This is a genomic window from Ferrovibrio sp. (genome assembly GCF_025869515.1).
Lineage (GTDB): Bacteria > Pseudomonadota > Alphaproteobacteria > Ferrovibrionales > Ferrovibrionaceae > Ferrovibrio.
Window position 1 is genome coordinate 136382 of sequence record NZ_JAOZVR010000091.1, and the last position, 19845, is coordinate 156226.

18 protein-coding genes are annotated in these 19845 nt (G+C 62.7%); 1 reads left to right on the forward strand and 17 read right to left on the reverse strand.

Annotated elements, in window-relative coordinates; genetic code table 11:
- Positions 1 to 52: 52 nt before the first annotated feature.
- From OJJ21_RS15315 to OJJ21_RS15395, 17 genes are all read right to left on the reverse strand, one after another.
- The gene (locus tag OJJ21_RS15315; RefSeq protein WP_297687455.1) at positions 53 to 1243 is read right to left on the reverse strand and encodes a Xaa-Pro peptidase family protein; all 1191 of its coding nucleotides are present in this window, start codon (positions 1241 to 1243) and stop codon (positions 53 to 55) included.
- Positions 1243 to 1725 (reverse strand): GAF domain-containing protein, encoded by a 483-nt coding sequence (locus OJJ21_RS15320; protein WP_297687456.1) that lies wholly within the window; start codon positions 1723 to 1725, stop codon positions 1243 to 1245. Before OJJ21_RS15320 ends, OJJ21_RS15315 begins: the two co-directional genes overlap by 1 nt.
- Positions 1722 to 2630 (reverse strand): branched-chain amino acid ABC transporter permease, encoded by a 909-nt coding sequence (locus tag OJJ21_RS15325; RefSeq protein WP_297687457.1) that lies wholly within the window; start codon positions 2628 to 2630, stop codon positions 1722 to 1724. The genes OJJ21_RS15320 and OJJ21_RS15325 overlap by 4 nt, the downstream gene beginning before the upstream one ends.
- Positions 2630 to 3490, reverse strand: a complete 861-nt coding sequence (locus tag OJJ21_RS15330; RefSeq protein ID WP_297687458.1) for a branched-chain amino acid ABC transporter permease — start codon at positions 3488 to 3490, stop codon at positions 2630 to 2632. The genes OJJ21_RS15325 and OJJ21_RS15330 overlap by 1 nt, the downstream gene beginning before the upstream one ends.
- 3 nt (positions 3491 to 3493) lie before the next feature.
- On the reverse strand, positions 3494 to 4681 hold the full coding sequence (locus tag OJJ21_RS15335) for an ABC transporter substrate-binding protein (protein WP_297687459.1): 1188 nt from the start codon (positions 4679 to 4681) through the stop codon (positions 3494 to 3496).
- A gap of 29 nt (positions 4682 to 4710) precedes the next feature.
- The gene (locus OJJ21_RS15340) at positions 4711 to 5409 is read right to left on the reverse strand and encodes an ABC transporter ATP-binding protein (RefSeq protein WP_297687460.1); all 699 of its coding nucleotides are present in this window, start codon (positions 5407 to 5409) and stop codon (positions 4711 to 4713) included.
- A complete protein-coding gene (locus OJJ21_RS15345) occupies positions 5409 to 6176 on the reverse strand; it encodes an ABC transporter ATP-binding protein (protein ID WP_297687461.1) in 768 nt (255 codons plus the stop codon). The genes OJJ21_RS15340 and OJJ21_RS15345 overlap by 1 nt, the downstream gene beginning before the upstream one ends.
- A 199-nt stretch (positions 6177 to 6375) precedes the next feature.
- Positions 6376 to 7263, reverse strand: coding sequence for an AraC family transcriptional regulator (locus OJJ21_RS15350; RefSeq protein ID WP_297687462.1), 888 nt, complete (start codon positions 7261 to 7263; stop codon positions 6376 to 6378).
- Between the two features lie 157 nt (positions 7264 to 7420).
- Positions 7421 to 8056, reverse strand: coding sequence for a bifunctional nicotinamidase/pyrazinamidase (gene pncA / locus OJJ21_RS15355; protein WP_297687463.1), 636 nt, complete (start codon positions 8054 to 8056; stop codon positions 7421 to 7423).
- Positions 8057 to 8094: 38 nt separating this feature from the next.
- The gene (locus tag OJJ21_RS15360; RefSeq protein WP_297687464.1) at positions 8095 to 9786 is read right to left on the reverse strand and encodes an AMP-binding protein; all 1692 of its coding nucleotides are present in this window, start codon (positions 9784 to 9786) and stop codon (positions 8095 to 8097) included.
- A 28-nt stretch (positions 9787 to 9814) separates the two neighbouring features.
- A complete protein-coding gene (locus OJJ21_RS15365) occupies positions 9815 to 12301 on the reverse strand; it encodes an amidase (RefSeq protein ID WP_297687465.1) in 2487 nt (828 codons plus the stop codon).
- A 2-nt stretch (positions 12302 to 12303) separates the two neighbouring features.
- On the reverse strand, positions 12304 to 13023 hold the full coding sequence (locus OJJ21_RS15370) for an ABC transporter ATP-binding protein (RefSeq protein WP_297687466.1): 720 nt from the start codon (positions 13021 to 13023) through the stop codon (positions 12304 to 12306).
- Positions 13013 to 14056 (reverse strand): branched-chain amino acid ABC transporter permease, encoded by a 1044-nt coding sequence (locus OJJ21_RS15375; RefSeq protein ID WP_297687467.1) that lies wholly within the window; start codon positions 14054 to 14056, stop codon positions 13013 to 13015. Before OJJ21_RS15375 ends, OJJ21_RS15370 begins: the two co-directional genes overlap by 11 nt.
- Positions 14057 to 14059: 3 nt before the next feature.
- Positions 14060 to 14926, reverse strand: coding sequence for a branched-chain amino acid ABC transporter permease (locus tag OJJ21_RS15380; RefSeq protein WP_297687468.1), 867 nt, complete (start codon positions 14924 to 14926; stop codon positions 14060 to 14062).
- A gap of 10 nt (positions 14927 to 14936) precedes the next feature.
- On the reverse strand, positions 14937 to 16166 hold the full coding sequence (locus OJJ21_RS15385) for a transporter substrate-binding protein (protein ID WP_297687469.1): 1230 nt from the start codon (positions 16164 to 16166) through the stop codon (positions 14937 to 14939).
- 52 nt (positions 16167 to 16218) lie between these two features.
- Positions 16219 to 17832, reverse strand: a complete 1614-nt coding sequence (locus OJJ21_RS15390; RefSeq protein ID WP_297687470.1) for a flotillin domain-containing protein — start codon at positions 17830 to 17832, stop codon at positions 16219 to 16221.
- Between the two features lie 175 nt (positions 17833 to 18007).
- On the reverse strand, positions 18008 to 19147 hold the full coding sequence (locus OJJ21_RS15395; RefSeq protein WP_297687471.1) for a substrate-binding domain-containing protein: 1140 nt from the start codon (positions 19145 to 19147) through the stop codon (positions 18008 to 18010).
- A 107-nt stretch (positions 19148 to 19254) separates the two neighbouring features.
- On the opposite strand from OJJ21_RS15395, the gene OJJ21_RS15400 reads away from it, so the two are divergent.
- A complete protein-coding gene (locus OJJ21_RS15400; protein WP_297687472.1) occupies positions 19255 to 19680 on the forward strand; it encodes a MarR family transcriptional regulator in 426 nt (141 codons plus the stop codon).
- Positions 19681 to 19845 lie beyond the last annotated feature (165 nt).

Here is a 19845-nt window from a genome sequence, read left to right on the forward strand (position 1 = left end):
GGCAGCTCCATCGCCATCACGCCATATCCGGTCCGGACAGTCAGCATATCTCTCAGTTGATGATCTGGTTTTCAATATTGCGCGGCGATTTGGTCAGGATCTCGGGCTGCGCGCCGACCACCACCGTATCGTCGAGTCTGAACCCGCCCAGGCCATAAACATAAATGCCCGGCTCGGCCGAGTAGACCTCGTCCTTGAGCAAGGCACGATGATTGAATGCCATGTCATCGGGATATTCATGCCCCAGGATGCCCATGCCGTGACCGGTGCGGTGCCGGATATACTGACTGCAGCCGGCTTTCTCGATCACATACTGGGCAGCCGCATCGATGCTTGAGACTGCCTTTCCGGTGATCGCTGCACCGGTCGCCGCCTCGTTGGCGGCGCGGGCCACCTCGTAGAATTTGCGCTGGTCCGCCGAGGGCGCGCCGGCAAACCAGGTGCGCTCATTCTCGATCACGATACCATTCAGGCGCGGAATCACGATGTTGACCAGCACATCCCCTTTGCTGATTTTGGCCCCGCAGGAGGCGCCGTCGCCATGCGGCGAAGCCGAGGCCGGTCCGCTCAACGTCCAGCAACGCAGCACTTCCAGATTTGCCCCCGGGAAGCGCTTGGCGCCTTCCGAGACCATCAGGCTGGCCATCTGGTAGTCAAGTTCCTGCACCAGCCGCCCCGGGCGAATATTTTCCCGATAACGTTCCTGTACCCAGTCAGACAGCGCGCTGGCCTGACGCATGACTTCGATTTCCTCGGCATGCTTGACCCAGCGCAGCGAGCGCATGTCGCCCAGACAGGGTACCAGCTTCATATCGGGCAAGGCGGCTGCCGCGCGAGCCAGGAAGCCCGGCGTGCCATCCACCCCGATGCGGGAAGCCGACAGGCCCGTGCGCTTCAAAAGCTCGACTGCAATTTCCGGCAATTGCGGCAGCAGATACTGGCGATCGGCCACCTTGGGATGCTCGGCATAGAAATCGATCTCGTCGAGCCAGACATGGCCACGCTCCTGCGCCATCATCATATGATGGGTCGACAGTTCGTTCATGATGGCACGCGGTTTACCTTCACGCGGCACCACTACCATGATGGGGCGCTCCCATGGCTGAACATCGACATGGAAATTCGTCGCATACTGGAAGAAATCGGCAGCCGTGAAAATCAAAGCATCAAAGCGCAGACGATCCATCAGCTTGCGCATCGCATCGAGACGGGAATCACGAACGGCATGGGACAGGAACGTCATTACGAAATCCTTTCGATGCTGAGATTGACGGCCGGAATCGAGAGCTCGGCCATGAGACGGACACTCTCCTCATGGGCCTCGGCATAATAATTGGCCTGATGCAGCAGGTTGAACGTCCCCAGTGTCCTGCCGCGCCAGCGGATGGGGACGTTAATGACGCTTTCGCAGCCAAGTGACCAGATCAACTCATAGTCGAAGAAGGCAGTTTTGATGTCCTCGCGCGTGCGCCCGATATAGATTTCGCCGCGCTCGATGATGCGGTCGGACCACGGGCTGGAGGCCATCGGCTTGGTGCCGCCGACCGGATAGGCCTGCGGGTTGCTGGTAAAAATCCGCTGGGTGACCTGCTTTTCATACTGGCAGATCAGGATGGTGAACAGCCTGAAGCCGGGCGCTGCCGCCAGGGCATCGCTGATCGCGGCATACAGCGCGGCCGGCTGATCGGCCGCATCGAAGGCGGACAATACTGTACGCAAACTCATCGTTTCTCCTCCGAATAGACTGGTGTTTTTTCGGGTAACAGTCCCTGCTTGCGGACATTCAGAACCACGATCAGGAACAGGGCGATCAGGCTTTCGCGTACGGCCGCCGCCTGGCTCGGGGCAATGAAATCAAGGCTGCCGGCGAGGAAGCGCGTGGCCTCACCGAGAGCGATCACAATCACAGCACCTAGCAGGGCGCCGCGCATGTTGCCGACGCCACCGACAGCGACTGCCAGGATCACATGGATGGTGACGATCGACTGGAAGACATCGGGCGCGACATAGGAGCTGTAATGTGCAAACAGTGCGCCAGCCAGGCCGACCAGACCGCAGCCAACGGCAAAGGTGCGTATCTTGAACGACAGCACGTTCTTTCCGGCAACGGCGGCAATCATCTCGTCTTCCCGGATGGCACGCAGCACGCGCCCGAAAGGACTGGCCGCCAGCCTGGACAGCACCAGGAAAAGAACTGCAATGATGCAGAGTACGATACCCAGGTAGAGGCTGTTGAAGGCGGTGGGCGACAGCACGCCGCGCCAGGGGCCGGGCACGCCGCTGATACCGTCGGTGCCATTGGTCAGCCAGATCTCGTTGCTGGCGGTCAGCCGCACGAGTTCGGCCAGGCCAAGCGTTACGATGGCGAGATAATCGCCCTGCAGACGGGCGGTGATCACAGCGACAATGACGCCGACCAGTGCACTGACCAGCACGGCTAGCGGAACGGCGAGATAGATCGGCAATCCTAGTTTGGTCGTGACGAGGGCGCTGGTATAGGCTCCGACCGCATAAAAGCCGGCCAGGCCGAGATTGACCATACCGCCAAGGCCCCAGATCAGATTCATACCAAGCGCCATGATGGCGTAAATCCCGGCGAACACCGTCATGGCAATCAGATAGTTTTCCATCAGTAACGGCGCTCCCCGAGCAGGCCGCGCGGGCGGAACGACAGGATCAGCAGGATGGCCAGGAAGCCGACGGCAGTGCGATAGGTCGGCGCCACGGCGAGCAGCGCCAGTTCCTCGCCCAAGCCGATGATGAAAGCGCCCAGCACGGCGCCGGGGATACTGCCCAGGCCGCCAACCACAGCCGCGGCAAAGACGGCCAGCATCGTGCGGGTGCCGATCAGCGGATCTATGGCGACATCCAGCCCGATCAGCACGCCGCCGATGCCGGCAAGTCCCATGCCTAGGAACGTCGCCATATCGGTGGTGCGGACCGCGTTGATGCCCTTCAGGCCTGCAAGAGCCGGATTGTCGGCGACGGCGCGCATCATCTTGCCCGAACGGGTAAACATCAGGAAACAGAACAGCACCGCCATGATGACCAGCGCATAGGTCGCATTTTCGACCTGATGCGGCGGCACGCGCAGGTCGCCGAACCGCCAGTCGCGCACCGGCGGAATATTGAAGGTGCGGAATTCATTGCCGAAAACGAAGCGCAGGGCGTTCTCCAGCAACAGGCCAAGCGCGATCGTGCCGATGGCCGCGGCCAGCGGCCCGGACGGGCGTAATCCGCTGATCATCAGCTTGTCCGAGCCGACCCCGATCAGGCCGGCCACCATGAAAGCGATGGGAAGGGTTGCCAGCAACGGCAGTCCCCCCATGGTGTTGGCGACCAGACCGGTATAGGCGCCGATGGCCATCAGGCCACCGACGGCGAAATTCGGAAATCTGAGCACGGCAAAAATCGTGGTGAAGCCGATGGCCGGGATCGCCAGCAGCGTCCCGGCCATCAACCCGTTCACCAGAATCTGGACAAGCTCCATCGGTTACGAAATTCCCAGCAGGCGGTTTTTGCCGGCCTCGGCAACGTCGAAGCGGAACTTGCAGGTGATGATGTCACCAGTATCGGCAAAGTCGCAGGGCCCGGAGGCGCCTTCGTAATTCACCTCGGTCTTCTGCGCGATCAGCTTCAGGCCTTCGACGGCGGAACTGATCTTGGTGCCGGTCCCCTGGCTGATCTTGCGTACGGCGCCATGAATCGCCGGGCCGGAGGATTCGCCGGCCCTGGCGATGGCGAGCAGCGCCATGGTGATATGGTCGTACGTCTGGCAGGAATAGGGATCCGGGTCGGAGGTGCCGAGGATATCGCGGACCTTCTTGTAGACCGGACTGTCGACATCGGGGGATGGTGCCATGCTGGTCAGGCCCTCGGTCACCTCGGCCGGCAGGGCTTCGAGCAGTTTGGCATTGGCGGCATAAGCCATGGTGTGCTTGCGGCCTTCGTAACCCAGCCGATACAGCTCGCGCAGCAAGGTCGTCAGGTCCGGCGTGTAGCTGTTGAAGAAGATGGTATCCGGTTTGGTCTTGATCGCCTGTTCCAGCTCGGACCGGAAAGTCGCCTTGGCCGGGTCGTAAATGACATGACCGAGCACCTCGGTCTTGGCAGCGGTCAGCACCTCGCTGACCGTGTTGAAGCCGCTGACGGCAAAGGGCGTCTGGGCCGACATCACGAAGGTGCGTTTGGCACCGCGGCTGAGCAGGAATTCGGCAATGCGGGTGCTCTGCAGCTTGCTGGTCGGCTGGGTACGAATGATAAAGCCCTGATGCGGCAGCTGCGTGATGCTGTCGGCGCCGGAGACGGTGAACAGCATCACCTTGTTTTCCCAGCACAGCGGCGCCACGGCGGTGGTCACCGAACTGGCCCAGGTGCCGAGGATGGCGCTCACCTTGTTCACGTCGATCAGCTTGCGGGCGGCGCGCACGCCGGCCTCGGGACTGGTTTCATCGTTCTCCGAAATCAGCTCGATCTTGCGGCCAAGCACACCACCGGCAGCATTGACCTCGTCGACAACCGCCCGGATGGTCTTGACCATAGACGGGCCATAGGAACCGCCAGCGCCGGTTTGCGGCGTCAGGGCACCGATGGCGATGGTGTTGCTTTGTGCGAAGGCGGTGCGGCCGATGAACGGCATCGCAACACCGGCAGATAACACGGCACGACGGGTCAGTTTCATATGCGGTACTCCCCCTGTTTCATGGTCGGTTAAGCTCCGAGGAAAAGCCGGCGAACCTCGCGGTCGGCGGCAAGTTCTCTAGCGGGCCCGGTGCGCACGCTGCGGCCGTCCACCAGGACAACGCCGCGATCAGCGATCATCAGGGCCTCGTAGGCATTCTGCTCGACCATGGCGATCGATGTGCCACTGGCATGAATGGCAACGATCTCGTCGAACAGCGCATCGGCGGCCTTGGGCGACAGGCCGGCTGAAGGTTCGTCGAGCAGCAGCAGCTCAGGATCGACCATCAGCGCCATGGCCATAGCAAGAATCTGCCGTTGACCGCCGGAAAGCGTGCGCGCCTGCTGCTTGCTCTTCTCCGCCAGTATCGGAAACCGTGCGAAGATCGACTGCGTGCGCTCGACAACAAGACCGGGGGCAATGAAGCCTCCCATTTCGAGATTCTCCCGCACTGTCATGGTCGGGAAGATATTGGCTTCCTGCGGCACGAAGGCGATGCCGATCTGCGCCCGCTCGCGCGTGGAGCAATCCTGGATTTCCCGGTCCTTGAACAGGATGGCGCCGGATTTCAGCCGCAGCATGCCGGCAATCGACTTCAGCAGGGTGGACTTGCCCGCGCCGTTCGGGCCGACAATGGCAACCATCTCGCCTTTTGCTACGGCAAGGTCGGCACCCTTGAGGATTTCGTCGGCGGCGCCGTAACCGCAGACAACTGCTCTGGCTTCCATTATGCCCATCGCCGACGCCCCATATAGGCATCCTGCACCTGCTCGTTCTCGGCAATATCCTTGAACGCGCCTTGGGCCAGACGGCGCCCCTCGGCCATCACAATGACCGGGTCGCAGAATTTCGAGACCATTTCCATATGATGCTCGATCATCAGGAAGGTGACGCCCTCTTCGCGCAGCCTGACGATATGTTCGGCAATCTCGCCGCTTAACGTGGGATTCACGCCGGCCATCGGCTCATCCAACATGATCATGCGGGGCTCGGCCATCAGGGCGCGGCCGATCTCCAGCAGTTTTTTCTGCCCTCCGGACAGCGCGCCGGCCGGATTGTTGGCCACGCGCAGCAGATTGAGTTTACGCACGATCTGCCAGGCACGCTCCAGCGCTGCCTCTTCCGCCTGCCTGCCCCGGCGCAACAACGCCGACAGGATCGCTTCATCCGGCTGTTCCTGCGCATACAGCAGAAGATTCTCAAGCACCGACAGACGCGAGATGCCGCGTGCGATCTGGAACGTCCGCAGCAGCCCTGCCTGGCTGATCACATTCGGGGCGCAGCCGGCAATCTCCTGCCCCGCGAAAATCACGCTGCCGGAATCGGGGCGCACAACACCGCTGATGCACTGAAACGCCGTGGTCTTGCCGGCACCGTTCGGGCCGATCAGCGCCGTGATCGTGCCTTCGGAAACATCCAGATCGAGGCCGTTGACGGCATGGATGCCGTAAAAGCTGCGCTTCAATCCGCGGACCTGCAGCAGCGGCGCGGTCATATCAGACCTGTCCGGCATCTGTTGCGGGTGCCAGGGGCGCCCTCGCTGGATTGTCCGATCTTACGCTACGCATTGCCAAAACCCCTGCACGCCCGTTTGAGCGGGCTTTTGAAAGGAGCCTAGTGACGGCCGTTGCGTTTTTCTCGCCGTTCCTTGCGGCGATTGGCCGATTCTTGCTTTTTATTGAATACGGGTGAAATCAGTTTGCGACACGATAGTCTCGCGGCGTCATACCGACCGCCGAGCGAAAGACCCGGGAGAAATGCGACGCGTCCTTGAAACCGCATTCCAGCGACACTTCGAGGATGCTCAAATTCTGGTCGCTCAGCAGCTTTTTTGCGCGGTCGATGCGACGATCGACGATATAGCGATGCGGTGACGTCCCGACCGATTTTCTGAATTCACGCGAGAAATGGAACGGGCTCATGCCGGCCGCCTCCGCCATCTGTTCGAGCGTGATCTCTTTCGCCAGATTGGCGGCCACCATGTCGAGCACGCGGCGCATCTGGGCCCGGCTCGATACCGCCGCGGTCACCTGGCCGGTCCCCATCATATAGCGGCGCAGGATATAGGCGATCAGGGCGTGGCAGAGCCCATCGGCGATATCCTTCACGAAAGGCCCATCCTGATCGAGGATGCTGAGCATTTGCCGGCCGATCTGGCAGATCATTTCATCGGGAGAATAGAGCGGGTCGTTGAAACGCACGGTATGTGCTCCGTCATCGCCCTCCTGCCCGAACATATGCGCGATGGTGGTGCGGGGGATCATGATGTGCAGCAGATCGAAGCCGCCCGGGCTGAGCCAGCGGTTCTCGTCGTCGGGGTGAACAATGCGAACCGTATGCTTGGCGATCGGACCGGACCAGATCTGCTGCCGGCCAGCCCAGGCCTTGGCCTGCATTGGCTGCAGAATCAGCGACAGCAGATAATGATTGTGGCGCACCGGTCGGAATTTGAAGTCGCCGGGCTCATTCTCATGCGTCCAGCGGAACATCGAAGCGCCGGTTTCCGGCAGGGCGATCAGATTCCCGCGCGACCGAATCCCCCAGTGTTGCTCCAGGTCGGTCAGCGACATATCCACGGTCATTGCAAAACCCTTGGGGTGACTCAGGCGCCCGGCTCCGGCAGGACGCCAAACTGTCACAACGGTAACGCCAAACCTCGGGGCGGCTCCAGAAGAATATAATCCAATGGATTCATCAAGATAATCGACAGCTGCACACCACCCGGAGGAACTGCCCTATTCAACCCGAAAAAGCGCCGCTCTGTACCACGGCCACATCGGCACGACCGAGATCAGCCAGCATGGCAGCCCGGCTGCCGTCGAGGTCGATGGCGCGGCTGGCATCTTCAACCAGGAAAGCCGGAAAGCTGTCGCGCCGGCCATCGAGCGCCGACCAGCCGACACAGAAATCCAGCGCCAGCCCGCAGAAGAACAGGCGGTTGAGCCGGCGCTCGCGCAGATATCCGGTCAGGCCGGTCCGTGTCGCCTTGTCGTTTTCCATGAAAGCCGAATAGGAGTCGATCCCGCTGCGGAAGCCCTTGCGGATCACCAGCTCGGCCGTGTCGATCTTCAGCGCCGGATGGAAATCGGCGCCGGCGCTGCCCTGCAGACAATGATCGGGCCACAGGGTCTGCGGCCCGTAGGTCCAGGCGATGGTTTCGAAAGGCTTATGACCGGGATGCGTGGAGGCAAAGGAGCGGTGACCGGCCGGATGCCAGTCCTGCGTCAGGATCACATGCCGGAACTGCCCGATCAGCCGGTTGATCGGCGCCACCACGGCGTCGCCATCGGGAACCGCCAGGGCGCCGCCGGGGCAGAAGTCATTCTGCACATCGATCACGATCAGCGCGTCATCGGGGCGGATATCAATCGGCATCAGGGCAAGCTCCGGCTCGGTGAGTCAGCTCAGGGGGGTCAGGCTGTCGCGGCCTCCTTCAATCCCAGTTCATCGATCATCGCCTTGCGCATGACGAATTTCTGCGCCTTGCCTGTGGCGGTGACCGGGAATGAGTCGACGAAGCGAATATAGCGCGGGATTTTCTGGTGCGCGATCTGTCCCTGACAGAAGCCGCGGATATCCTCCTCGCTGAGCCGGTGCCCCGGCCTGACCACGATCCAGGCACACAGCTCTTCGCCGTATTTCGCATCCGGGATGCCGAAAACCTGTACATCCTGCACATTCGGATGGCGGAACAGATATTCCTCGATCTCGCGCGGGAACAGGTTCTCGCCGCCACGGATCACCATGTCCTTGACCCGGCCGACGATGTTGCAGTAGCCGGATTCGTCCAGCACCGCCAGATCACCGGTATGCATCCAGCCGGCGGAATCCACCGCCTCGGCGGTCTTCGCCGGCTCGTCCCAGTAGCCGCGCATCACCGAATAGCCCCGGGTGCACAATTCACCCTTCTCGCCCGGCCGCAGCGTCTCGCCACGCTCGCCGACGATCTTGACCTCGACATGCGGATGGATACGCCCCACGGTGGAGACGCGGCGCTCCAGCGGATCGTCCACACCGCTCTGGAACGAGACCGGACTGGTCTCGGTCATGCCATAGGCGATGGTCACCTCGCGCATGCCCATGTCGCGGATCACCCGCTTCATCACCTCGATCGGGCAGGGCGCGCCGGCCATGATGCCGGTGCGCAGGCTCGACAGGTCGTATTTGGCGAAATCGGCATGATCCAGTTCGGCAATGAACATGGTCGGCACGCCATGCAGAGCGGTGCAGCGCTCGGCCTGCACGGTTTCCAACACCTCGCGGGCATCGAAACCCTCGCCCGGAAACACCATGCAGGCGCCCTGGCTGACACAGGCCAGGTTGGACAGCACCATTCCGAAACAGTGATACAGCGGCACCGGGATACAGAGCCGGTCATGTGCTGAAAAGTTCATCCGCCGGGCGGTGAAATGGCCGTTGTTGACGATGTTGTAGTGGGTCAGCGTCGCGCCCTTGGGCAGGCCGGTCGTGCCGCTGGTGAACTGGATGTTGATCGCGTCATCCGGGTCGAGTCCGGCGGCGATCAGGTCGAGCCGTTCATACTGGGCCGGGCCGGCCAGGCCGAGCAATTCGTCGTAGCGCTGCATGCCCGGCGTGCTGCCGTCACCCAGGAGAATAATGTTGCGCAGATGCGGCAGCCGGCCGAGCTGCAGCTGCCCCGGCGTCTGGCCGGCCATTTCGGGCGCCAGTGCCTGCAGCATGCCGATATAGTCGCTGGTCTTGAAACGCGGCGCGACGATCAGCGCCTTGGCCTGCACCTTGTTGAGGGCGAATTCCAGTTCGGAAATCCGGTAGGCCGGATTGATGTTGACCAGGATCAGGCCGATGCGCGCGGTGGCGAACTGTGTCACCACCCATTCGACGCGGTTGGGCGACCAGATGCCGATGCGATCGCCCTTCTGCAAACCGCTGGCCAGCAGTCCGGCCGCCAGCGCATCGACGGCGCGGGCGAGGTCGTAATAAGTCCAGCGGATTCCCTGGTGGCGCACCACCAGTGCATCGCGCGCGCCATGGCGCTCGACGGCTTGCTGCAGCAGGCCATGCACGGTGAGACGCAACAGCGGTTCCGCGGTATCGCCGCGGGTATAGGCCTCTGTGAGGCGCATGGTTTCCTCCCGTCGTTTTTACCGACGCCTACATGTTACGCCAGTCGTCGACCTGTTCGAAAGCGTGGGCTGCCTGATAGATCGTACTTTCGCGCCAATGTTTGGCCGTCAGCATCAGGCCGATCGGCAGACCTTCGCTCAGGCCGCAGGGCACCGTCATTGACGGATGGCCGGTGACATCGAAAGGCGCCGTATTGGGCAGGATTTCGAAGGCGCGCTGGATGATCAACTCAATGGAGCTGCCCGGCGGCGGCAGCGGTTGCGCCTTCATCGGCAGAGTCGGCATCAGCAGCAGGTCGCAGCGGTCGAGAGCGGCGTCATAGGCCAGCTTCAACTGCCGGGCGAGGTTCTGCGCCTTGGCATAGTAATGTCCCCGGTAGTGCTTGAGGAAATACTGGCCGAGGAACATCGAGATCTTCAGGCTGTCTGACAGTTCGTCGGACCGGCTGCGCCAGTTGGCATGGGCATCCAGCAGGCTGGTGACATACAGCCCCTTCCAGTTGGTGCCGAACCCGTTGCCGTTCATCATCAGGTCGGTCAGGCCCTCCAGCGCAATCGGGGTCCAGATCGCGGTGCCCAGGCTGTGCATCGGAATGGAGATTTCCTCCACCTGCGCGCCCAGTTCGCGATAGCGCTCGGCGGCGGCGCGCACTTTCTGCACCACGTCATCCTGCATGCCGGGTACGGTGAAGCTTTCCTTCACCACGCCGATGCGCATGCCCTTCACGCCGCGGCCGAGCGCGGCGGTGTATTTATCCACCTTCGGCGCATACTGACGCGGATCGAGCCCGTCCTCGCCGGCGGTCACCTCCAGCAGCAGCGCATTATCGGCCACGGTGCGGGTCATCGGCCCGGTATGATCGATCGTGATCTCGATCGGCATGATGCCGGTATAGGGAACCAGGCCATGGGTCGGCTTCATGCCGTAGATGCCGCAGAGCGAGCCCGGCATGCGGATCGAGCCGCCCTGGTCGCCACCCATCGCCATCTCGACCTCGCCGGCTCCCACCAGGGCACCGCAGCCCGACGACGAACCGCCGGCCGAATAGCCCATCTTCCATGGATTGTGCACCGGGCCGGTGGCATTGGTGTGGCTGCCACCGGAGAGGCAGAAATACTCGCAATGGGCCTTGCCGACGATGGTCCCGCCGGCATCGAGGATGCGCGTCACCACCGTGGCATCGACATCGGGCACATAGCCTTCCAGCGTGGAGGCGCCGTTCATCATCGGCACGCCGGCGAGGCAGATGTTATCCTTCAGCACCACCTTCTTGCCGGCCAGCGGGCCGCGCGGCGCGCCACGCACTTCCGCTTTCACATACCAGGCATTCATCGGATTCTCGGCCGGCTGGGGCCGGTAGCCCGGCGTGCGCGGATAATCCACCGGCGGCAGGAAATCCGGCAGAGCATCGACCACGTCATAGGCCTGAATGGTGCCTTCCATCAGGGCGAGAAAAGTGCGCAGCGTATCGCCGCTCATGGTCATGCCGAATTCGGCGACGATATCGCGCAGCTGCGATTCGGTCGGGCGTTTGACGGTCATGTAATTCATCCTTGCGGGGGTGTTGAAAACGGGCTTGGGCGTCGCGGCCGGGCTGGCCGGCAACGGGCGCTGCAGCGGCGCATGGGAAAATGCACTGGCTGGCATTGCGAAGGCAGATCCACCGGTCGGTGTCGCGGTCGACAGCGGCCGTTGCGCGGCCGGCATCGTTGCGAGGGCTGCGGCCGGCGCCGCTGCCGGCTGCGGCTGGCCGGCAGGCCGCACGGCGGCGCTGCGGCCGAAACCGGCGAATTCCTCAATGACGGCGGCACTGTGGATTTCGCTGCCTTTCACCTCGCCGGTGATGCGGCCCTTCTGCAGGATCAACACGCGGTCGGACAGACGTGCGATGAAATCCAGATTCTGCTCGACCAGCAGCACGGTCAGGCCACGCGCCTTGACCAGGTCTTTCAGCAGCGCGGCGATTTCCTTGATGATCGATGGCTGGATGCCTTCGGTCGGTTCGTCCAGCAGGGCCAGCTTCGGATTGCCGACCAGGCAGCGGGCCAGGGCAAGCAACTGCTGTTCACCGCCGCTCAGGCTGCCGCCGCGGCGATCCAGCAGGCGCTCCAGGCGTGGAATTTCCTCGACGATCTGGTCGATCGGACCCTCGTCCGTGCCCGGCAGCGCCATGCGCAGGTTTTCCAGCGCCGTGAGGTCGGGAAAAATGCCGCGGCCCTGCGGCACATAGCCGATACCCAGCCGGTTGCGCGCATGTGGCGACAGCCGCGTGATGTCTTCGCCGGCGAAGAAAACCTGCCCCCCGGTTGAGCGGTTATAGCCCATCAGGGTTTTCAGCAGCGTCGACTTGCCCATGCCGTTATGGCCCAGCACGCCCACCGTCTCACCCGGCTGTACCGCGAAATCCAGCCCGTGCAGGATCGGAATGGCGCCATAGCCGGCTGCAAGGCCGCGTACCTCCAGCAGCGGCTTCTGCGCCGGGCCCCCATCCTGCTTGTCCTTGCGGCTGCTCATCCTCAGGCTCCGAGATACACTTCGCGCACCCGCGCATCGCTCAGCACCACCTCGACATGATCTTCGATCAGGATGGCGCCTTGATGGAAAACGGTGACCTGGTCGCCGATCATGCGGATGAACTGCATGTCGTGTTCGACGATGATCATGGTGGCATTGCGGTTGATCTCGTGGATCAGGGCGACCATGCGGTCGACCTCCTCATGCGTCATGCCGGCGGCCGGTTCGTCCAGCAGCACCAGCCAGGGATCGGCCGCCACCACCATGGCGATCTCGACCCGCTGGCGCTGCCCATGCGCCAGCTCGCCAACCAGTCGCCTGCCCAGATCGCCGAGATTGAAGCGGTCGATCACTTCGTCGATCCTGGCCGCAGCCGTATCGCGGCCGTGATGCCGCTCCACCGCCAGCGCGATATGCTCGCGGGCGGTCAGGCCATTGAACAGGCTGGGTGTCTGGGTTTTCACGCCGATCCCCGCCGCGGCGATCCGGCAGGGCGGTTCACCCAGCATGGAGCGATCCTGGATCAGCACGTCGCCGGCAGTCGGCAGCAGCTGCCCGGTCAGGCATTTGAAGAAGGTCGACTTGCCCGCACCGTTCGGTCCGATCAGGCAGCGGAGCTCGCCTTCGCGCAATTCGAAATCGACATTGTCGACGGCGACGACGCCGCCGAACCGCATGGTCAGGCTGCGGGTTTCAAGCACAACGGCGCCCTTAGTGGCCATCGCGCCCTCCTTCCGCCTGTTCGGCAGACCGGCGTGCCGGTCGTCGCGGCGCGCGGCGCAGCCGGGTCAGCAACTGACCCAGGGTCGGCATTAGTCCCTTGGGCAGCAGCAGCACGAACAGCACCAGAATGCCGCCCAGCACGAAAGCGTTGTTGATGACGCCCTGCTGGCCGAGCAGCGTGGTGATATACTGGATCAGCACGGCGCCCACCACCGGGCCGATCATGGTGCCCAGACCGCCGACGATAACCCAGATGATGATCGTGGCCGACTGCGCCAGGCTGAACAGACCGGGACTGACGAAATTGCCCCAGTTGGCGAACAGCGCGCCGGCCAGGCCGCCGATCCCGCCGCCAATGGCAAACACCGCGGTTTTGTAGAGCCGGATATCGTAGCCCAGCAGTTCGGCGCGAACCTCGTTCTCGCGGATCGCGACCACGACACGGCCGAAACGCGTGGTCATCAGCCAGTGCAGCCCGAAATAGACCAGCAGCAGAAAGACCATGGCGACATAGAAGAACTGCTCCGGATCGAGCAGCGCACCGGGATCGCCTGGCACGTTCAGCGTGGGAAAGGCCGGAATGCCGTTGAAACCGCCAAGCCGCGCCTTGCCGACGATCCAGGTTTCGTTGGCGGTGGAATTGATGAATTTGAACAGGATCAGCGTCACCACCAGCGTGATCACGCCCATGTAGACATCGCTGATCCGGCCATAGAACATCATCGCGCCCAGCAGGGCGGCAAAGACCAGCGGCAGCAGAATGGCCAGCAGGAAAGGCCCGGTGCTTTCGCCGACATTGATGGCGGTCACCGCATAGGTATAGGCCCCCAGACCGAAGAAGGCGGCCTGGCCGAAGCAAAGGATGCCGCCATAACCCCAGATGAAACCCAGGCTGAGGCCCAGGATGGCGTAAACGACGTAGATGCTGATTTCGAGCAGGGTGACCAGGTCGACGACAACCGGCAGGCCGAACAGGATCAGCAAGCCGATGGCCGCCACAAGGATGTGCCGGTTGCGTGCGGAATCTGGCATCGCTCAGACCTGCCGCCGGAAGAAGCGGCCGGTAATCCCGCGTGGCAGCAGGCGCAGCAGCACGATGGCGGCGAACAGCATGGCGACGTCACCCCAGACCGGCGTGGACAGCAGCATGGTGAGCTGGGTCAGGGTGCCGAACAGGGCGGAACTGGATACCGTGCCGGTGACCACCGCGGCGCCGCCGGAAATCACCGTGATGAAGGCCTTCGAAACATAAAGCCCGCCGCTGGTCGGCGTCAGGCCGGTCAGCGGCGCCAGGATGCCGCCGGCCAGACCGGACAGCGCCGCACCCAGCGTGAAAGTCACCATGTAAATCCGCTTCGGGTTATGACCGAGACCGGATGCCATATCGGCGCTTTGCATGGCGCCACGCGCGATCAGGCCGAGCCGGGTGGTTTTCAGCACGGTAAAGATGACGGCGATCACCGCGATGCCGGCCAGCATGATGAAGATATTGTAGCCGCTGGCCTGATAGCTGCCGATGGCAAAGCCGCCGATTGGCGTCGATATGCCCGTCGTCGTATTGCCGAAAATCATTGTGACGACCCCGGTCAGCAACAGGCTGAGGCCCCAGGTCGCCAGCATCGTGTCGAGCATGCGGCCATACAGGAACTGGATCACGCAGCGTTCGATGATCAGGCCGATGATTCCGACCACCAGCGGTGCAACCACCAGCATGGCAACATAAATATTCAATCCGGCCCGCACCGAGACGATGGCGGCATAGCCGCCCAGCATGAGGAATTCGCCATGCGCCAGGTTGATGACGCGCATCATGCCGAACACCACGGCGAGCCCGGCACTGATCAGCGCCAGGCTCGCGATGGCATAGAGGACTTCGAGAATAATGACGGCCACGAAGTCCATTCGGCTGAACTCAGATCTTGATTTCGTACTGGGTGATGTCGTTCGGATTGGCCTTCAGGTCGCAGACCGACTGCGTATCCTTCGGGGCGACCTGCGACAGGCTTTTCACCACATTCATCTTCTGGTTCTTCACCTCGATCACATGCACATCGAGCGTGCAGTGATGCGTTTTGGGGTCGACCGTCACCTTGCCGGCCGGACCGTCGATCGAGATGCCGGTTTCCAGCGCATCGACCACCTTCATGCGGTCGATGCTGCCGGCCTTCTTGACGCCGGCAGCCCAGAGCAGCACGCCCTGGTAGGTCGCCACCGCCAGTTCGTGGATCGGCTTGGTGTCGCCGAATTTCTTTTCCCACTTGGCCAGGAAAGCCTTGTTGGCCGGGGTGTCGAGTTCCTTGGAGTAGTTATAGGCGAGCAGGATGCCATCGCCCTCGGCGGCGGTCAGCACCACCTGCTCGTTGCCGGCGCCCAGGGTGGTGGAGGCCATCGGAATCTTGGCCTTCATGCCCGAGGCGGCCCATTGCCGGTAGAAGGACATATGCGCGCCACCGACCAGGGCCGACATCACGAAATCGGGCTTGGCGCTCTGGATCTTGGCGATGGTGGCGCCGAAATCGGCGACATCGAGCGGGAAGAAGTCGGTCTGGATCACCTCGCCGCCATTCTGCTTGGCGTAATAGGCGACCCATTTCGAGATGATCTGGCCGTAATTGTAATCGGCCGCCACGGTATAGATTTTCTTGCCGAACTTGCCGATGGCATAGGGCATCAGCGCTTCGACCGACTGCGCCGGGGTCACGCCGGTGCAGAAGATATTGCGATCGCAGACGCCGCCCTCATATTGCGTGTTGTAGAAATACAGCGTCTTGAAACGGCCGAGGGTCGGGCGGATCGCCTCGCGCGAGGCTGACAGGATGCCGCCGTGTACCACCGAGACCTTGTCCTTCAGCGCCGCCTGCTGGCCGAACTGGGTATACATCGGGATCTGCGACTGGGTGTCGTAGGTCACCTGCTCGACCTTCTTGCCAAGCAGGCCGCCGGCGGCATTGATCTCGTCGATGGCCAGCATCACGGCCTGATCCATTGACTTGCCGTAGATGTCGAACAGGCCCGACAGGTCATGGATGCTGGCCAGCTTAATGTCGCCATCGGCGGCAAAGGCCCGGCCGGCGATGCCACTGACAGACAGGGCCGAGGCGGCCGCAGCGGTTTGCAGGAATGTGCGGCGATCTAACTGCATGGGAAATCTCCGTATTGGTTCAGTGTTGGTTGAAACGCGGGTTGAAGCGGAATCAGGCTTTCGGCGGCGGTGCTTCGGCGCTTTTCGCGATACCGCTCAGGCCGTTGCCGATATCGATGCCGATCTCCTGCCCGAGCTTCTGCACAGCCGGCAGCTGCAGTGCCATGGCAAGAATGCCATCCACCGCCTGGTTGACCAGCGGCCTGTCGCCGCCGCCAGGGCCGGCAGCGCTGCCACCACCGCCCATGCTGCCACCTGGACCGCCGAAGCCGAGGCCGCCGATATGGCTGATGCGGATGGAATCGATCTTCTCGACCGGCTTCATCATCTGGCCGACCAGGACCGGCAGGGTATCCATGCGCTTCTTTTCCAGGCGCATGCGGATAATGGCCTCGGACAGGCCGTTCTCGGCCGCGATCAATGCCGCCTTACCCTGCGATTCGGCGATCATCGCAATGCGCTGGGCATCGGCCCTGGCCGCCGTGGCATCGGCTTCGGCGCGTGCCTGTTCGCGGATGGTATCCGTCTCGCTGCGGGTACGCGTGCCATCCACATCGGCCGCCTCTTCCGCCCGCAGCACCGCCAGCATGCGCATCCGCTCCGCCACCGCCTTGTCCTTCTCCGTCTGCAGGCTTTCCTGCGCCAGCACCATTTTCACCCGCGCCTGTTCGGCGGCGGCCTCGGCCGTCACTTCGTCGCTGCGTTTCTTGGCCAGTGTGATGGCGTTGTCGCGCCGCGCCATTTCGGTGCCCAGGCTGGAATTCAGGTCACGCCGCTTCAGCTGCTCGTCCCGCTCGATCTCCAGCAGCTTGGTTTCGCGCTCCTGTTCGATCCGCGCCTGTTCGGCGCGACGACGGCTTTCCGCGCTGTATTCGGCAACCTTGGCCTCGCTTTCCGCACGCAGGCGCTCGATTTCCTGGGTCTGGCCGATCTTCGCCTCTTCCTGCTCGCGTTCGATGATCAGCACGCGCTTGATCGCATCGAGCTGGCTCTGGCGCACCGCGACATCGGCATCGGCCTCGATCGCCGCACGCTGCTTCTTGTTCGTGGCGATCACCTCGGCCAGCCGGCGCAGACCGACCGCATTGAAGGCATTGCCATCGTCGACCGAGGAAAACGGCGTCTGGTCGAACCGCCGCAGGGCCACCGATTCCAGACTCAGGCCGTTCTGCGCCAGACTTTCGGCCACCAGGGCCTTGACCTCGCGCACATACGCGCCGCGATTTTCATGCAGATGATCCATGGTTTCGCGGGCGGCGACGCTCTGCATGGCATCGATCAGCCGGCCTTCGATCAGGTCGGCGAGGTCCTGCGGCCGGAATGCCTTGCTGCCCAGCGCCTGCGCGGCCGTGGCAACGCCCTGCGGGCTCGGCGTCACGCGCACGGTGAGCTCCACCTCGATATCGACACGCAGACGATCGCCGGTGATCAGGGCCTTGTTGCCGGCGCGCGCGACCTCGATCCGGGTCGTCTTCATATTGATTTCGGAAACCTGGTGCAGGAAGGGCAGCGCGAGGCAACCGCCATCCATCACCACCCGCTGGCCGCCTGCACCGGTACGGATCAGCGCCGTGTCACGTGTCGCCTTGCGGTAAAAGCGGTTGAGGAACAGAATCACAGCGGCAATCACGACTGCCGCGATGACCAGATAAACGATCCAGGCCACGCCCATAATTTCCCCCGTCGCACCCTAAACTGCCGGCCGAACCGAACAGCACATGCCGCTCTGCTGCAGACATCGGATATGGCTGCGCTGTGCTGAATACGCACATCCGGCAATTACTTAACTGGGAAACTATTTCTTGTGCAACAAAAAAATGTCGCGCCGGCGATCTGCTGCTTTAATTCGCCCGTCCCGCACAGGGCGGCAGGCCAAGGCTCTTCGGCAGCACGCGGAAATTGACGCCATCCGCTTCCGCAAGATAGATCGGAATCCCCTTGCGGCCGTTATCCAGATAGACCGAGCCGCGCACGCCGGGGATTCGCACCGGCCGGCCCCGTTCCGCATTCTGTGCGGCATTCAGGAAGGCGAAGCCTTCATAGATCGACTGCCCGTGCGCCCCCGGGACCGGCGCGCGCATGCCGAAACGACCCCGGTAGCGCTCGATGAAAGCATGATTCGCTTCGGTCTCGAGCGACGTGAAATACCCGGAAGCGGCAAACAGATTGATCGTGTTCTGCGCGCCGATGCCCAGCAAGGTATTCTCATCCATCGCCATGGACAGCCGCAGCAGGCGCCGATGCATCTCCCGCTCGCCGAAAGCACGATTGAAAGCAATCGCATCCTGTCCGACCAGCGAGACGAGCACGGCATCGGCCCCCATCTCGGCGAGCCGCTCCAGGCAAGGCTCGAAATCCTCGGTGCCCAGCGGCAAATAGACCTCCCAGGCCACCTCGCCGTCAAAGTCCGAGATGAACCGTCGCGCAAGGGCGTGGCTGGCCCGCGGCCAGACGTAATCGTTGCCGATCAGCGCCCAGCGGCGCGCACCGCGCTGCATCGCCATCCAGGTCAGCGCCGGCCTCAGTTGGTCTTCCGGCGTTTCCCCGATGGCATATACGCCGGGCCGATGTTCGCCGCCCTCGTAAAGCGGCGTATAGACATAGGGAATCCGGCCGCCTATCCGCGGTGCCAGCGCCGCACGCACATTGCTGATATGCATGCCGACAACGGCGTCCAGCGCGTCGCAGTCGAGCAGTTGCTCGGCGACGTCGGCGACCTGTTCCGGCTGGGCGCCGGCATCGACGGTGATCAGGTTGATCTCCCGTCCGCGCAGGCCGCCGGCACGGTTGATCTCATCGACCGCGAGCTCTGCGCAGGCCTGGCAGCTCGGCCCCCAGACCGCCGCCGCACTGCTGAGCGGTACGAAAAGTCCGACAGTATATATTGATCGGGCGGCACGGCGGGCGGCCTCCGAGGTGCGGTTTGCACCCCGATCCTGCCGCTTGTCCCCTGCCAGCCTTGTTGGCACCGCCTGCGTCATGGCGGGTATTAAAGCGCCGGCTTTTGCAGATTGTCACGTTTGATTCGCATAAACCGTCTTGTCGGCCATCGGACAGCGATGCTATAGGCAACTCAGAGCGGAATCGCATGAATACTGACCTTTCATTGCTTCTAAAGCAGGCAGAGCGCCTGATCGACACGCAGCTGATTGCCATCCTGCGTGACGAGAACCTGTCGGCGGAAGAATGGCGCGTTCTGGATATCCTGAGTGATGGCGAAGGCCGGGTCATGAGCGACCTGGCGAGCGACGCGGTTTTCAACCTCCCCGCGCTGTCGAAACTGACTGATCGCCTGGTAGCCCGCGCCCTGCTGTTCCGCGCGCCGGATCCGGACGATCGCCGCAAAGTCCTCGTCTTCATTTCGGATCACGGTCTGGCGGTCTATCGTCGCCTGAAACCGGACATTGAAGCCAGCGGCGAAGCCCTGCTCGCCAATGTGAGCGAGACGCGTATCGAGCAGCTGAAGAAACTGCTGACCAATTTCATCCGGGATGCACGACCGCCGCAGTCGTGACGCCGCGGCGGCAACCGCCGACAGATGCCGCATCCTGCCGTTTTTTTGAAACCGCAGCGCCCCGCCCCAACAAAAAACCCCGCACAGGCGAACCTGGCGGGGTTTTTGATTTGGTTGCGGGAGTAGGATTTGAACCTACGACCTTCAGGTTATGAGCCTGACGAG

Coding starts and splice junctions, on each gene's coding strand:
- OJJ21_RS15395 (WP_297687471.1), bottom strand. CDS start 19,147: ATGACGCAGGCGGTGCCAACAAGGCTGGCAGGGGACAAGCGGCAGGAT.
- OJJ21_RS15370 (WP_297687466.1), bottom strand. CDS start 13,023: ATGGCCACTAAGGGCGCCGTTGTGCTTGAAACCCGCAGCCTGACCATG.
- OJJ21_RS15380 (WP_297687468.1), bottom strand. CDS start 14,926: ATGGACTTCGTGGCCGTCATTATTCTCGAAGTCCTCTATGCCATCGCG.
- OJJ21_RS15320 (WP_297687456.1), bottom strand. CDS start 1,725: ATGAGTTTGCGTACAGTATTGTCCGCCTTCGATGCGGCCGATCAGCCG.
- pncA (WP_297687463.1), bottom strand. CDS start 8,056: ATGCCGATTGATATCCGCCCCGATGACGCGCTGATCGTGATCGATGTG.
- OJJ21_RS15375 (WP_297687467.1), bottom strand. CDS start 14,056: ATGCCAGATTCCGCACGCAACCGGCACATCCTTGTGGCGGCCATCGGC.
- OJJ21_RS15360 (WP_297687464.1), bottom strand. CDS start 9,786: ATGCGCCTCACAGAGGCCTATACCCGCGGCGATACCGCGGAACCGCTG.
- OJJ21_RS15345 (WP_297687461.1), bottom strand. CDS start 6,176: ATGACCGCGCCGCTGCTGCAGGTCCGCGGATTGAAGCGCAGCTTTTAC.
- OJJ21_RS15365 (WP_297687465.1), bottom strand. CDS start 12,301: ATGAGCAGCCGCAAGGACAAGCAGGATGGGGGCCCGGCGCAGAAGCCG.
- OJJ21_RS15385 (WP_297687469.1), bottom strand. CDS start 16,166: ATGCAGTTAGATCGCCGCACATTCCTGCAAACCGCTGCGGCCGCCTCG.
- OJJ21_RS15340 (WP_297687460.1), bottom strand. CDS start 5,409: ATGGAAGCCAGAGCAGTTGTCTGCGGTTACGGCGCCGCCGACGAAATC.
- OJJ21_RS15330 (WP_297687458.1), bottom strand. CDS start 3,490: ATGGAGCTTGTCCAGATTCTGGTGAACGGGTTGATGGCCGGGACGCTG.
- OJJ21_RS15350 (WP_297687462.1), bottom strand. CDS start 7,263: ATGACCGTGGATATGTCGCTGACCGACCTGGAGCAACACTGGGGGATT.
- OJJ21_RS15315 (WP_297687455.1), bottom strand. CDS start 1,243: ATGACGTTCCTGTCCCATGCCGTTCGTGATTCCCGTCTCGATGCGATG.
- OJJ21_RS15335 (WP_297687459.1), bottom strand. CDS start 4,681: ATGAAACTGACCCGTCGTGCCGTGTTATCTGCCGGTGTTGCGATGCCG.
- OJJ21_RS15325 (WP_297687457.1), bottom strand. CDS start 2,630: ATGGAAAACTATCTGATTGCCATGACGGTGTTCGCCGGGATTTACGCC.
- OJJ21_RS15400 (WP_297687472.1), top strand. CDS start 19,255: ATGAATACTGACCTTTCATTGCTTCTAAAGCAGGCAGAGCGCCTGATC.